Source organism: Micromonospora haikouensis (assembly GCF_000876225.1).
GTDB classification, from domain to species: Bacteria; Actinomycetota; Actinomycetes; order Mycobacteriales; family Micromonosporaceae; genus Micromonospora; species Micromonospora haikouensis.
This window is the reverse complement of sequence record NZ_JXSX01000002.1, coordinates 20,796-34,784: the sequence shown is the minus strand read 5'-3', so window position 1 is coordinate 34,784 and position 13,989 is coordinate 20,796. Positions and strand designations below refer to the sequence as shown.

Genomic DNA, 13,989 nt, shown 5'->3' with positions numbered 1-13,989 from the left:
TCGGATCGTGTCCCAGCCGCTAGACGGCCGAAGAATCGAAGGCGAACGGCGCGTCTCGCCGAACGATCCGAAACCGCGATGCCAAACTGTTACGTCGCCCCTGCCCCTGGGGGCACCTGGTGTCAGACCGCCCGGCGCCCCTCGAACGCCCGGCCGAGGGTGATCTCGTCGGCGTACTCCAGGTCGCCGCCCACCGGCAGGCCGCTGGCCAGCCGGGTCACCGAGATGCCCATCGGCTTGACCATCAGCGCCAGGTACGTCGCCGTCGCCTCGCCCTCGGTGTTCGGGTCGGTGGCCAGGATCAGCTCCCGCACCGCGCCGCCGCCCAGCCGGGTCATCAGCTCACGGATGCGCAGGTTGTCCGGCCCGATCCCCTCCAGCGGGTTGATCGCTCCGCCGAGCACGTGGTAGCGCCCCCGGAACTCACCCGTGCGCTCGATCGCCACCACGTCCTTGGGCTCCTCGACCACGCAGAGCACCTCGTCGCTGCGGCGCGGGTCGCGGCAGATCCGGCACTGCTCGGACTCGGCCACGTTGTAGCAGGTGGTGCAGAAGCGCACCAGGTCCTTGACCTTGCGCAGCGCGCCGGCCAGCCGGTTGATGTCGGCCGGGTCGGCCGACAGGACGTGGAAGGCGATCCGCTGCGCGCTCTTCGGGCCCACGCCCGGCAGCCGCCCCAGCTCGTCGATCAGGTCCTGGATGGCACCTTCGTACATCTGCGTCGGCCGGCTCAGAAGCCGGGCAGGCCGAGGCCGCCCATCCCGCCCGCGACCGGGCCCATCTTCTGCTCCGTCAGCGCCCGGGCGGCCTCGGCGGCATTGTGCAGCGCGGCGACCACCAGGTCCTCCAGCGTCTCCACGTCCTCCGGGTCGACCGCCTTCGGGTCGATCTTGATGCTCTTGACGTCGCCGGAGCCGGAGACCGTCACGGCGACCAGGCCACCCCCGGCGGTGCCGGTCAGCTCGGCCTCGGCAAGCTCGGCCTGGGCCTTGGCGATCTGCTGCTGCATCTTCTGCGCCTGCTTCAGCATCTGCTGCATGTTCGGCTGTCCACCTGGGCGCACGGATGGCTCCTTCTCGCACTCGTCTGCTCGGCCGCGCCCAGCCTAACCGGGGCGCAGACTGTTGCCTGGCACGGGCGACGCCCGCGTCAGCGGGCGTCCACCTCGTCGATCTTCTCCGCGCCGAACGCCTCCCGGAGCAGCTGCACCGCCTGCTCCTCGCTGGACTGCCGGGCCGTCCGCTCGTCGATCACCTCGTCGAGCGGCTCGTCGCCCGGGTCGAAGCCCTCGTAGGTCGGGGTGGCCGACGCCGCCGGGCCCGGGCGGCCACCGCCGCGCACCGGCCCGTCGTAGTCCGGGTCGTAGGGCGGCTCGCCCGCCCAGTCGGCGTCCGCGGTCTTGCGGGCCCCGTTCTGGGTACGCGCGCCCCGGCCGGCCGCCGCAGCCCGCGCGGCGGCGAGCCCGCTGCCGGCAGCGGGAGCCCTGCCGCCCGGAGCGGCGCCGTTGGACGGCGCGGCGGGGGCGGCACCACGCGCGGCGGCACCGTTGGCCGGCGTCGCCGGAGCGGCACCGTTGCCCGCAGCGCCGTGGGCGGTGCCGTTGGGCGACGTCGCCGGGGCGGCGGCGGCCGGGGTGGGCCCGCCGGGCGGGGCCGTGGCCGGCGGCGCGGCGGGGGCGGAGCCACCCGGGCGGGCCGCCTCCGGCCAGTCGTCCCCGGCCGGGGCGCTCGCGGCGGGAGCGGCGGCCCCGCCGGGGCGGGCCGGCTCGGGCCATTCCTCGTCAGCGCCAGCGGCACCGCCGGCCGGGGCGACACCGCCACCTCCGGTGGGTCCCGGCGCGGCACCGGTCGACGGGCGGGCGTTCGTGGCGGGCGCGTGGGCCGCGGATGCGGGGGGCGCGGGCGGGGCCGGCGCGGGGCGGGGCGGGGCGGGGGCTGGCCCCCGGGAGCCGCCGCCCAGCGACGCGCCACCCCGCTCGCCGGAGACCTCGCAGCGGATCTGCCAGCGCCCGCCGAACTCCTCGTAGAGCGCGTCGGTCAGCACCGCCGCGTGGTCGGACATCATCTTCGCCAGCACCGTCGACTTGACCGTCAGCACCAGCGCGTCGCCGTCCAGTTCCCGGACGACCGCGTCGCGCATCAGCGCCGCGATCCGCTTGTTGGTCCGGTTGACCTTGCCGACCACCTCGGGCCAGGACCGGCGCACCGCGACGGCGTCCAGGGCACCCGCCGCAGCCGCGCCGGGGCGGGGCGGGGCGGGGGTCGCCGGGTCGGGCATCACCGCCTCCGGCGGGACCTCCCGCCGGGGCACGGCCGGGGCGGGCGCGGCCGGGGCGGGGCCTGCGGACACCGGGGCCGCCGCCGCGGCGGCCACGGACGGCGGGGCGGCTAACGGAACCGGGGCGGTCGCCGGGGCGGCGGACGCCGCAGCCGGCGCCGGGTGCGCGGCAGCCGCCGCAGGCGGGGCGGTCGGCTCGGGGCGTACCGCCGGGGCGGTGGCGACCGGCGCGGAGCCGGCGGCGGCCGGCGGCAGATCGACGGCACCCAGGGTGAGCCGGCGCTCCATCCGCTCCAGCCGCTGGAGCAGGCCGCCGGTGGAGTCGTCCGCGCCGGGCAGCAGCATGCGGGCGCAGATCAGCTCCAGCAGCAGCCGGGGCGCGGTCGTGCCGCGCATGGCCACCAGGCCGTCGTGCACGATGTCGGCGCACCGGGACAGGGTCGCCGGGCCGAGCCGCTGCGCCTGGGCGGTCATCCGCTCGATCTGGTCGGCCGGGCCGTCGATCAGGCCCTTCGCGGCGGCGTCGGGCACCTGCTGGAGGACGATCAGGTCGCGCAGCCGCTCCAGCAGGTCGGAGGCGAAGCGGCGCGCATCGTGCCCGGCCTCGGCCACCCGGTCCACGGTCGCGTACGCCGCCGCGCCGTCGCCGGCCGCGAGGGCGTCGCACATCTCGTCGAGCAGCCCCGAGTCGGTGACGCCGAGCAGCGCGGCGGCCCGGGGATAGGTGACCCCCTCCGGGCCCGCGCCCGCGATGAGCTGGTCGAGCACGGAGAGGCTGTCGCGGGCGCTGCCGCCGCCCGCGCGCACCACCAGCGGGAAGACCGCCGGGTCGACGGTCACCCCCTCGGCCTCGCAGAGCTGTTCGAGGTAGGGGCGCAGCGTCTTCGGCGGGATCAGCCGGAACGGGTAGTGGTGGGTCCGCGACTTGATCGTGCCGAGGACCTTCTCCGGCTCGGTGGTGGCGAAGATGAACTTGACGTACTCCGGGGGCTCCTCGACCAGCTTGAGCAGGGCGTTGAAGCCGGCCGACGAGACCATGTGCGCCTCGTCGATGACATAGATCTTGAACCGGCTGCGGGCCGGCGCGAAGAACGCCTTCTCGCGCAGCTCGCGGGCGTCGTCGACGCCGCCGTGGCTGGCCGCGTCGATCTCGATGACGTCGATCGAGCCCGACCCGTCGGTGGCCAGCGAGCGGCACGAGTCACACTGCCCGCACGGCTCCGGCGTCGGGCCCTGCTCGCAGTTGAGCGAGCGGGCCAGGATGCGGGCGCTGGAGGTCTTGCCGCAGCCGCGCGGCCCGGAGAAGAGGTACGCGTGGTTGAGCCGCCCGCTGCGCAGCGCCTGCGACAGCGGCTCGGTGACGTGCTCCTGGCCGATGACCTCGGCGAAGGTGCGCGGCCGGTACTTGCGGTAGAGCGCCAGTGTCACGCGTCCCGCCTCCTCTCGACCGAGCCATTCTGCGCCGGTCGGGCGCGGGTGACCACCCACCACCCCGTGCCCCGGCCCGCCCTCTGGCCGGCACCTGGCCTGCGGCGTACCGTACCGGTGCCGGGAGACAAAAAGGCCTCCCGTGCACCCGGCAGAGCTCGCTTATCCTTGCTGCCTTCCGGCCCTGGGGAGGTTCACGAGATACCGCCGCACGGGAGGTGACACCCACCCTACCCGACGCCCGGTCGATCTTCGGGGGGTGGTGGGGTGGCCGGGGCGCGGGGGACCTGTATCCTGTCCCACGGAGGATTCGCCTAGAGGCCTAGGGCGCACGCTTGGAAAGCGTGTTGGGTTAACACCCTCACGAGTTCGAATCTCGTATCCTCCGCTCACCCGAGCAGCACGGACGACAGGGTCGGCCCTACGGGGACCGGCCCTGAGTCGTCTCCACAGCGCATCCGCTCCGGCCAATCCCGCTCACCGGGGCAGTCGTCGGGAGCAGGGTCCGTCGTGGTCGGGCCGCAGCAGGCAGCGACAGCCGGTGGGGAGGTGTCGCGGGCAGAAGGCGGCGTGTGATACCGCCGGATCGTCATCGGTAGCGACGACGGTGACCTCGTCGCACTCGACCAGGCGGTGGAAGCTCAGCGAGCGCGCGATGACCCGAGCGACGCGCGTGGCGATGTCCAGGTCGTCGGCGACCACCGGCAACTGGATCAGGAAACGACGGCTCATCAGGTAACCCCCAGGATGCTGGCCAGGCGAGCGACACCGGCCGTGGCGGGTCCGCCCCGCGCCGCGGCGGCGATGACCGTACGAACTGCTGGCCGTGATCGGGTCTCGGCCGGCGCGATCCGATCGGCGTCGACCAGGCTGCGGCCGGCGGCGGCCAGGTCGCCGACCTGGAGGTACGCCTGCGCGGCGTCGATCAGGTGTGTGGCGCGACGTTCGGCCGGCAGACGTGGCCACTGGTCCCAGCGGGTGATCTTCTCGTGCCGGGTGATCGCGTCTGCGGCATCGCCGAGGTCCACCGCCGCAGCGACCCGGGCCAGCTCGACGGCAGCAGGACCGAAGCACGTCCAGTGGTGGTCGTGACCGTCGCCGACGAGTTCGGCGACCTCGGCTGCCTGGTCGGTGAGTTCGTGGACGCCGCACGGGTCACCACGGCTGGCCGCAGCCAACGCCGCCTCAAGCAGTAGCGTCCCGAGCACCGACAGCTCCCCCGGCGGAGTCTCGTCCGGGTTCGGAGTTGTGATCGAGTGGGCGGCGGCAAGCGCCACCGCCATCGCCATCCGATCCCCACGGAAAGCCCGTAACGACTGGGCCAGGGGGATCGCGGCGACGGCGGCGAGCAGCGGATCATCGGCGGCCACCGCCACCGCCCGATCGGCGGCCAGCCAGGCGATGTCGGCCTGCCCGAGCTTGACCAGCACCGACGAGGTGACCCGGTAGACCTGCACCAGCAGGTCCACCGTGTGCGTCGGCTGCGCGGTGTGGGTGCGCTGCGCGTCACCGAGGAGGCCCGGCAGTATCCGCAGCAGTTGGGGGTGGTGGGCGTGTTGGTAGGTCAACCAGGCATGTCCCACCCGTCGACTCAACTCCGCGACCGGCGTCACTGGTCCAGGGCTGTGCCCGCGCTGGGTGAAGTCGTAGCGGGCGAGCGCCGCCCGGATCGCGTCGGCCTGACTCTCGGCCGTGTCGCCTTCGGTGGGAAGCGGCAGGGACCGACCGAGCAGTACCGCCGGCTCGACGCGGAGCGCCTCGGCGACCTCCCGGATGACCGAGAGCCGGTCCAGGGCCCTTACGCCTCGCTCGACCTTGTCGACCCAACTCTTGGACCTGCCGAGCCGGTCGGCCAATATCTGCTGCGTCATGCGTCGCCGGACCCGCCAGTGCGCCACCCGCCGCCCGATCGGCAGTTCGGCGACGTTCACCGGTGCAGGGCGTAGCGGTCGCGGATCCGGGTTTGCTCGGACTGCCACCGCCGCAGCGCGTCCTTGATGTGTGCGGTCTCCTGACGGGCCCGCTCGGCGGCCTGCTGGGCGTCGGCAAGTTCCAGGGCGACTCGGTCGAGGAAACGTCGCACGTCTCCGGGGTCCAGACCACGTCGACCCAAGCGGGTGCGCCGGAACCTGCGGTCACGCACCTGCGCCGGGTGCAGCGGCAGGCAGCGCCGGGACCGGTAGGGAACGCCGTCGGCCCGCCGATGCCGGGCGGGACGCCGGCCGAAGAGTCGCTCGACCAGGTCTTTCACGGGAACCTGCCTTTCGACGTGCGCCAGGGACGAGAGCGGGTCCGCCCCGGGGCTCGGGTCTCCCGGGACGGACCCGCTAGCCGCACCGCAGGGGGAACGCGGCACGGCAGCGGACGGTGCTCTTGGGTGCTGTCCGCCGGTCTGGGATCGCCCGGGAGAGAACGGTCCGGCGACTGCCTCGTTCCCTCTTCCGAGCCATTCAGGTCGAATACAGCGTTAAGCTGTATTCGCAAGCTACAGCCTGACGTTGTATTCGCGCAAGTCTCGAACCGCGTAGGCTTTCCTACCGATGACCGCCGCTGACCTGCCCACCGATTGGTGGACCACCGACCACGTACGGGCCTACCTGGCTTCGGTAGGTGCCCCGATCAGCCGCGCAACCTGGGCGTCCTACGTATCGCGGGGGCAGGCTCCCGCGCCCGATCGGATGTTCGGGCGGTCACCGGCGTGGCAGCCGCAGACCATCCGGAAGTGGCAGGCCGAGAGGCCACGTCGAGGCACCCCCGCCAGTTAGCTTGGACCATCCGGTGCCTCCAGTCCCCGGTTCCGGCCTGTGGCGACACCTTCCTCGCCCACCAGCGAGACTGCCCGCAAATAGGGCATCCTGGCAGGTCCTACGCACGGACACGGAGGACACGGGGCATGTCCACTGAGGTTCCTCGGCAGTACAAGCCCAATCTCGTACTGGTCAACCGGCGCAAGGCCGCCGGCTGGGAATCACGGAAGCGCGCCGCGCGGGAGCTGCACCGCCTCGGCCTACAGCACGGGATTCGGGAGACGCCGACCGTCGAGGCCATCGAGAAGGCGATGTACCGGCACGAGACCGGGCGGGTGGCGGTCACGGACGCGATCTACCGGCAGCTCTACTGCCTGGCGTACGACGCGAAGCCGCACGACCTGTTCGGAGAGCTGACAAGCGGCACCGAGGAACGTCCACACTTCTCCGTGCGGTCGCACAAGTTCGTGCCGGCGTTCGTCGGTGCCGAGGGCGCGGCCCTGATCCAGGACAGCGCCGGATGCGTCCCGGCCGAAGACCAGTGGTCTACCTGCCACTCCGCTCCCGTCGAGCACCCGGAAGGCGAATGCACCCTCTACGTGTGGCCGTGCGGGGTGGTCGTCTTCCACCTGGTCGAGACCATGCAGTTGTCGACCATCGCGTCTCTCGCGTTCTGGCGGAAGGTGTCGTACGGCGACAACATCAAGTGGGCGGCTGACTACCTCGCCCACTTCGTGCCCGGCGTCGATGAGACCGCGCTGTACGTCTTCGGGGCTCACTGGCTGACCGAGCCAGCCTGGCCGGCTGAGCTGGTCGAGCCAGCGCTGCGGATCATGGCAACTCCCTCGGTGCTGCTGCACCGTGACCGCCCGATGGACGATGAGCACCTGGCCCACGCCGAACTGATCGAGCAGTCGCTACTCTCGGAGGCGTACGACCACGGGGGCATCGAATCCTTTGGCGTACGCGGCATTTCGTCCGGATACGCTTCATGGTCTGGAGTCGTCTACCACCCGATCGCGGCCGACCGTTCCCTGACAGAGTCCGAGCTTGTCGCCTGCGAACTCGCCGTGCAATCCATGTGGGCCTTCACCGATGCAATCACGCGTCAAATCGAACAGGGATCAGACCCAGACGTGCTGCCGGAGCACGGCTGGCGGTACCTAAGGGGAGTTCGTTCCCGATTAACGACTTCTCGCCCACGAGAGACCGGCCAGCATCAATCGATGCGTCGTGCGATCCTGAGAACAAGCGACCTCATGCCAGCACTAGAACAGGCCATCGAAACTCTCCATGACACGGATCGAGGTTGAGGCAATGACGGCGGATCGGCCGGTCCTGGTAGTAACCGACATGCAGAACGGGTTCGTTCGCGAGCACTCGGCACATGTCGTGCCGATCATTGTTGACCTTGTACGGTGCTGGCAGCAGGCGGGTGGCGATACCTTGTTTACCCGATACCTAAACTATCCAGGAAGCCCTTTCGAGCGCTTTTTCGGCTGGCGAAATCTTCAATCCGCACCCGAAACCGACATCGTGTCCGAGTTGCTGCCGTACGTCGATCGCGGCATAGTTCTTGACAAGAACAACTACAGCCCCTTCACAGCCCTTGGAATCGAATTGTTCCGAGAAAGAAGCTGGACTGAGTTCTACTTCTGCGGGATTGCGACAGAAAGCTGCGTATTGAAGGGAGCGGTTGACGCCTTCGAGCATAACCACACACCATGGCTAATCGCTGACGCATCCGCAAGCCACGCCGGAGAGGAAGCCCACGAGGCTGGGTTGCTAGTAGCCCGCAGATTCATCGGCCCTAATCAAGTAATCAAACGTCTAGACATACCTGCATCCCTCCTCAAGGTAAACGTTCCGTGATCGCCAGGCTTTCCCTGCGTTCTGCTGGTCGCTTACTCCTCATTGCCGGGTTGATCTGCCTAACAGTAGGACTGCCCGCGTTCGGCTGGACCGCACGCAACGATTCCGATGCCTTCAATAAGCAAGTCGGATGGGCCAACATCTGGGCAGGATCGCTCGCGGGTGTCGGGCTATTGCTCATGCTACTAAGCAAGAACGAGCACAGGAACAGCGATCTAGATCGCCGAGTGATCTCGCTCGCTAAGGCTCAACGAATTTCACATAGCAGGCAACTCGCCCAGCTATTGGGAACAGATGCCCTAGAGGCCCGATACGCGAAGGTCGAATTCTCGACCGCCGACGCGCGCACCGGAAAGCCGACACCTCATGCACGAACAGCGGGGAGCATCGACACGATCGCCGACTTCTACCGGCACAGGACTTCGGGACGGATGCTAATTCTGGGTGCCGCAGGAGCAGGCAAGAGCGTTATCGGAATCAAGCTGTTATTGGAACTAATAGACGAAGTCCTTGCTCCCGGAAAGATGGAAGGCGAAGAGTTCAAGGTTCCCGTGATCTTCAACCTGACGTCCTGGCCGAGCGGCAAAGATTTTGACGCCTGGCTAGCAGAAGAAATTTCGACCCGCTTCCGCCTCGCTCCGGCCGCGGCCCGTGAACTCGTGCAGGATAAGCGCATACTCCCCATGCTCGATGGGCTAGACGAGATGGATAACGAAAGCGAGTTCCCGGATCGGGCCGATTGGGCCGTCAGGCAACTGAACGACTACATCGCAACCAACGCACATGAACCCGTCATAGTAATCAGCCGGTCCGGCTCAGAGTACTACTCAAGATTGCGCATCAGACTCCGCAACCTACAGGCCATTTCGATCAAGCCAATAGGCTCCAAAGGAGTAGAGAAGTATATCGCCGAACATTGCGGGCCTGACGCTCTGGGGGCGATACAGAAAGAGCTGGCCCAAGGGACGCGGAAGACGCGAGACTCTTTCTTTGCGGCGGTATCTACGCCTTGGCGCCTCGCGATGACCGTCGGCTATATGAACAGCGGAAGCAATCCAAAGAACCTGATACCAACAGAAGGCGAAGACCGTCCGACCTTCACTGCTCGACTCAACTACATGCTCTACGAAACATTCCTGTCGACCCGGCTTAGGCTTGCCGGCTGCAAGGATCAGCGCCGAGAAGACCGTGCGCGACGATACTTGTCGCGGATCGCACACCTACTCCAATCACCCAAGAGCGATGAACAGTCCAGCGACATCGTGCTTCACGAGTGGTGGCGGAGATTCGGAGCTAGAGTGACGGCGTGGCAATCTAGAGCGGCCCTGCTCGCAGTAGTTGCCCCGTTCAATCTTCCGCTTGACAGGCTGCCACTCAAAGGTTACACACCGAACCCAGATGAGGGTTGGATTTCATGGGCGATGCCTTTAGCGAATTTTTCGATGATGGCAGTTCTAGCTATAACCACCCCGTATCAGGTGCAGCGGCCCTTGGCTCTCAACCTCTCTCGATTCTTGTCCTCGACAGGGATCCTCCGCATCTCCCTTCTGCTGATTCCAGCCACGGGAATCGGTTACTTCTTTTCGTATACGACTTCCAGCGGCCTACTCGGGGCAGGAGTAGGGATTGGTCTATTCATTCTGCTAGTTTCGCTCCTTGGTGGCCGGACTGAAGCCACGAGAGATGCCACGAGCCCACACGCTCCCATTCGTCGCGACTTTGTCGCGTCGGGCGTATATGGACTCGGCATGGGTATCTTCATGGGCGCATACACCGCAGAAGTACTAGGCTCGCTTACGGGGCTATATTTTGGAATTGGCTACTTCCTGTCCATGACCGTCGGCTTCGCGGCTGGTCGCTACTTCGTCGCAACCGTCATGGGGCCATCCGTAGGCCTCCCCCTTAGACTTTCATCACACTTGCGCTGGGCCAACCATGCGGGCATTCTGCGTGTTTCGGGCGTGAGCTATCAGTTTCGCCATCGGGAGCTAATGGCGTACCTACGCGCAAACTCTGTCCCGCCTCCGCAGATGCCACTCCCCGGGCCTTTCGGAATCCCAATGCAAAGGGTGCCGAAGTGGATTGAGCGCATGGGTAGGAGATGATTCATTCCTTGGCAAAGCAGGGCAACACTGAAAGCATGCGCTACCGGCTCGGACCCATCCCCGACCAGCGGTCTCAGCTCCGCAAATCGAGCAGCAGCACCTACACCACGGTGAAGACCGTCTACACCGACGCCAGCGGCAACCTGAAGACGACCACGACCGCCAGCGCGGCCGGCTACTGGCGCTGGTCGTACGCGGGCAACTCCACCGTCGCGTCGGTGTCCGCCGCCGGCGACGGGGTCGCGCTGAAGTGACGGGCCGGGTCGGCCGTTCGGCCGGGTGGGCTGCCCGGTCGGCGGCTGACCTGCCCGTTCGCCTGGTTATGGGCGTTGATCTATCCCCCTAGCGTGTCGGGGCGTCCAACAACGAGCGGGGGTTCCGTGTTGCGTCGAAAGACAACACGTCGCACAACAAGAACAGCGGCAGGCGTGTCCGCCCTGGCTGTGGTGGCCGGGCTGACAATCGGTGCGCCCGCGCGGGCGGCCGACGAGTTCGGCACCATCACCAGGGAGGGCATCGCCCTCCAGTATCACCGGGTGGCGAAGGCGGTGACCCCGGTGAAGGGGACGGGTGCCACCCGGTCCGACTTCGACGGCGACGGCCGCGACGACCTGGCGGCCTCGGGTGACCCCTTCGAGACCAGTCTTCCCCAGTATCCGACCGGCGTGGTGGTCGTGCGCTACTCGTCGGCGCCGCAGGTCGACTACTTCTTCGGCGTCCTGTCGTCGGAGGGCGGGTGCGGCTGCTTCGGCACCGCGCTGGCGGCGGGCGACTTCAACGGCGACGGCTACGACGACCTGGTGATCGGCGACTCGGACGAGGTGGACCCGCGCAACAAGACCCACGCGGGCGGGGTCTGGGTCATCCCGGGCAGCGCCTCGGGCCTGGTGGTCGGCGCGGCCGGGCACTTCAACCAGAGCTCGCCGAACGTGCAGGGTGAGCCGGAGAGCTACGACCGGTTCGGTGGTGCGCTCGCAACCGGCGACATCAACGGTGATGGCCGCGACGACCTGGCGATCGGCGCGTACGGGGAGGCGATCGGGGACAAGGCGGACGCCGGTTCGGTGTACGTCCTGTTCGGCGGGTCGGGTGGGCTCACGGCCACCGGCTCCCAGTATCTCCAGCAGGACCAGGCGGCGGTGCCGGGCTCGGCCGAGCGCAACGACCACTTCGGCTTCTCGCTGGCGATCGGCACGGTCAACAACAACAGGTACGCGGACCTGGTCATCGGCGCGCCGCACGAGAACGACGGCACGTCCTGGGACGGCAGCGGCATGGTCACCCTGATGTGGGGCTCGGCGAGCGGCGTGTCGACCACGGGCGCGACGTCGGTGACCGGCGCGGCGGTGCACCCGGCGACGGGCGACGAGTTCACGATCGCCTGGTACCTGGGCGAGACCCTGGCGATAGGCGACGTGAACGGCGACGGGCTGGGCGAGGTGATCGCGGGCGCGCCCAGCGCGCAGACCCCGCACATCACGGGCGGGCTCATCGCCGCGTTCACGGGCCGGTCCGGCGGCCTGTCCGCCAGCGCCGTAAAGATCATCACGCAGCGCACGGCGGGCGTGCCGGGCGATCCGGAGGCCGAGGACCGCTTCGGTGGCTCGCTCGCGGTCGGCGACGTGACCGGCGACGGCAGGGCGGACGTGCTGGTCGGCGTGCCCGGCGAGGACATCGGCTCGACGGACAGCGCCGGCATGATCACCCTGCTGAAGGGCTCCTCCTCGGGCCTCACGGGCACCGGGGCGCAGGGCTTCGACCAGAACCACTCGGTGGTGCCGGGCTCGGCCGAGCGCGGGGACAAGTTCGGCGCCTCCGTCGCGCTGCTGAACCTCAACGGCACCGGCGCGCTGGACGCCGTCGTGGCGTCGACCGGGGAGGAGGTGGCGTCGGACACGGCGGGCTACCCGTCGGGGTCGATCGCCTCGTTCTTCGGGTCCAGCGGCGGGCTCGTGCCGCAGACCACCTCGTGGAGCGGCGCGTCGCTGCGCACCGACCGCGCCTGGCCGCAGCGCTTCGGCCTGCGCATCGCCGGACCGCAGAGCGGCGGCTCGTTCTACTGATCCGGGTACCTCCCGCGCTGGAGGAAGGGCCGGCCCCGCCCGGGGCCGGCCCTTCTTTCACGTCCGCCCCGGCCCGGCGTCGGCAGGGGGTGCGTTCGGTACGGTCCGGGGCAGCGCCGGCGCGCCACGCCCGGTCGTACACATGTTCTATCCACAGCCTGTGGACGGCGGAGGGTCCGATGAGTTACCAGCTCAGCGCGGTGGTGGCCGATGTCGAGCTGCTCCGCGAGCGGACGGCCGACCTGGACCACGCGGTGCTCGCCGCGCTGCGGCAGGACTTCGCGCTGCTGCCGGTCACCCCGCAGCTCGTGCAGGAGCTGACCGGGGCGCTGCCGGACTTCGCCGCCGACCCGCCCGGCCCGGAGCAGCCGTTCGAGCTGGTGCTGTCGCCGGCCCTGGCGGGGCTGTTCGCCGGGTGGTCCCGTTCGGGGCCGGTGGCCTACCTGGAGGCGGAGTTCTCCGGGGGCCTCGGCCGGCAGGCGTCGGTGGTGTGGCTGGCCGGCGCGGTGAGCTGGGGGCCACACTTCGACGACGTGTTGGACGCCCCGCGCGGGCAGTGGCCGCTGAACACGGCGCTGACCCGCATCGGCGCGGAGCCGGGGCGGTGGATCGACCCGTTCGCCGAGCTGGGCCTGCACCTGGAGCGGAACACCGCCGGCTGGCTGGCGCACGGGCGGCGCGGACTGACCGCCGACTACTGGGACGAGCTGGCCGAGGAGTGGGAATTCGGGGAATCCGGCGCTCGGCAGCAACCTGAGCGCCCCGGGCCCGTTGGGGACTGGGGGATTCTATGAAATTCAGACAATTCGTTTTCATTGCGACACTGCTCGCGGCTGCCTCGATCGCCGGCAGCGGCGTACGTCCACACGGGCCGGTCGACGCCGGGGGCGACGCGCGCCCGCCCGGCCCGCCGCCCGACGCCGGCCGGTCGGCAGCAGACGAGGCCGTCGACGAGGTCATCGACGAGGTCGTCGACCTCAACGGCCTGACCGACGTCGAGTTCGGCGACACCGAACAGGAGTTGGCGCGGCGCGGGATGCTGGCGTCCGACGTGGACACCTGCGGGCCCACGCTCGTCGGCCACGGCGCGGTCAGCCCGATCTTCGTCGACGACCGGCTGGTGCTGCTCTGGCTCGACGACCCCGTCCCCACGGCGGAGCGGATCAACGTCCGCACCCCGCAGGGCGTCGGCGTCGGCACGCCGGTCGAGGAGGTCCGGGCCCGCTACCGGTCAGTCAGCCCGCTCGACGCTCCACAGCGGACGTACCGGTTCGACGGGCTGCTGGCCCGCAGCGGCGACCGCGCGTACCTCTTCCTGCACGACGGGCGCACGGTCCGGAAGATCATCGCCGGGTACGCCGACTGGGCCCGCCGCCTCTTCGCCGAGGGCTACGGCCCCTGCTGAGCTGAGAGCCACGGCCCCTGCTGAGCCGGGAGCTCCATCGTCCACAGACGGCCTGACCGGCGCGTACCCGATCATAGGTTGTGCGGACGCGG

At 69.3% G+C, this 13,989-nt stretch carries 13 protein-coding genes, 1 tRNA gene and 1 other RNA gene; 8 read left to right on the top strand and 7 right to left on the bottom strand.

The window, feature by feature from the left end:
• Positions 1-122: 122 nt before the first annotated feature.
• The 4 genes from recR to ffs all read right to left on the bottom strand — a co-directional run bounded on the left by recR (position 123) and on the right by ffs (position 3,926).
• Positions 123-716: a recombination mediator RecR gene (gene recR / locus TK50_RS16740; RefSeq protein ID WP_043964885.1), complete on the bottom strand. Its 594-nt coding sequence runs from the start codon at positions 714-716 to the stop codon at positions 123-125.
• A gap of 14 nt (positions 717-730) precedes the next feature.
• Positions 731-1,039, bottom strand: coding sequence for a YbaB/EbfC family nucleoid-associated protein (locus TK50_RS16735; RefSeq protein WP_043964883.1), 309 nt, complete (start codon positions 1,037-1,039; stop codon positions 731-733).
• Between the two features lie 110 nt (positions 1,040-1,149).
• Positions 1,150-3,705, bottom strand: coding sequence for a DNA polymerase III subunit gamma and tau (locus TK50_RS16730; RefSeq protein WP_043964881.1), 2,556 nt, complete (start codon positions 3,703-3,705; stop codon positions 1,150-1,152).
• A 131-nt stretch (positions 3,706-3,836) separates the two neighbouring features.
• Positions 3,837-3,926: signal recognition particle sRNA small type (ffs, locus tag TK50_RS32530), an RNA gene on the bottom strand.
• Between the two features lie 82 nt (positions 3,927-4,008).
• On the opposite strand from ffs, the gene TK50_RS16725 reads away from it, so the two are divergent.
• Positions 4,009-4,093 (top strand) — tRNA-Ser (locus tag TK50_RS16725).
• An 89-nt stretch (positions 4,094-4,182) separates the two neighbouring features.
• Here TK50_RS16725 and TK50_RS16720 read toward each other — a convergent pair.
• From TK50_RS16720 to TK50_RS16710, 3 genes are read right to left on the bottom strand one after another with little or no spacing between them, the layout of a single operon-like run.
• Entirely contained in the window at positions 4,183-4,437 is a 255-nt protein-coding gene (locus TK50_RS16720) for a hypothetical protein (RefSeq protein WP_043964879.1), read from the bottom strand.
• Positions 4,437-5,636 (bottom strand): helix-turn-helix domain-containing protein, encoded by a 1,200-nt coding sequence (locus TK50_RS16715; protein ID WP_144420314.1) that lies wholly within the window; start codon positions 5,634-5,636, stop codon positions 4,437-4,439. The genes TK50_RS16720 and TK50_RS16715 overlap by 1 nt, the downstream gene beginning before the upstream one ends.
• A complete protein-coding gene (locus TK50_RS16710; RefSeq protein WP_043966362.1) occupies positions 5,633-5,947 on the bottom strand; it encodes a DivIVA domain-containing protein in 315 nt (104 codons plus the stop codon). Before TK50_RS16710 ends, TK50_RS16715 begins: the two co-directional genes overlap by 4 nt.
• 651 nt (positions 5,948-6,598) lie before the next feature.
• Between TK50_RS16710 and TK50_RS16700 the strand changes: the two genes are divergently transcribed.
• The 7 genes from TK50_RS16700 to TK50_RS16680 all read left to right on the top strand — a co-directional run bounded on the left by TK50_RS16700 (position 6,599) and on the right by TK50_RS16680 (position 13,897).
• Positions 6,599-7,765 (top strand): hypothetical protein, encoded by a 1,167-nt coding sequence (locus TK50_RS16700; RefSeq protein WP_043964877.1) that lies wholly within the window; start codon positions 6,599-6,601, stop codon positions 7,763-7,765.
• Positions 7,766-7,769: 4 nt separating this feature from the next.
• A complete protein-coding gene (locus TK50_RS32980) occupies positions 7,770-8,324 on the top strand; it encodes a cysteine hydrolase family protein (protein WP_082106431.1) in 555 nt (184 codons plus the stop codon).
• Positions 8,321-10,429, top strand: coding sequence for an NACHT domain-containing protein (locus TK50_RS33720; protein WP_144420313.1), 2,109 nt, complete (start codon positions 8,321-8,323; stop codon positions 10,427-10,429). Before TK50_RS32980 ends, TK50_RS33720 begins: the two co-directional genes overlap by 4 nt.
• A 35-nt stretch (positions 10,430-10,464) precedes the next feature.
• Positions 10,465-10,683 carry a hypothetical protein gene (locus tag TK50_RS16695; protein WP_052503855.1) on the top strand — a complete coding sequence of 73 codons (219 nt, stop codon included), beginning with the start codon at positions 10,465-10,467 and terminating at the stop codon, positions 10,681-10,683.
• Positions 10,684-10,857: 174 nt separating this feature from the next.
• Positions 10,858-12,492: an FG-GAP and VCBS repeat-containing protein gene (locus TK50_RS16690; RefSeq protein WP_043964875.1), complete on the top strand. Its 1,635-nt coding sequence runs from the start codon at positions 10,858-10,860 to the stop codon at positions 12,490-12,492.
• Positions 12,493-12,671: 179 nt separating this feature from the next.
• Complete coding sequence (locus tag TK50_RS16685; protein ID WP_043964873.1) at positions 12,672-13,286, top strand: hypothetical protein; 615 nt, start codon at positions 12,672-12,674, stop codon at positions 13,284-13,286.
• The gene (locus TK50_RS16680) at positions 13,283-13,897 is read left to right on the top strand and encodes a hypothetical protein (protein WP_043964871.1); all 615 of its coding nucleotides are present in this window, start codon (positions 13,283-13,285) and stop codon (positions 13,895-13,897) included. The genes TK50_RS16685 and TK50_RS16680 overlap by 4 nt, the downstream gene beginning before the upstream one ends.
• Positions 13,898-13,989 lie beyond the last annotated feature (92 nt).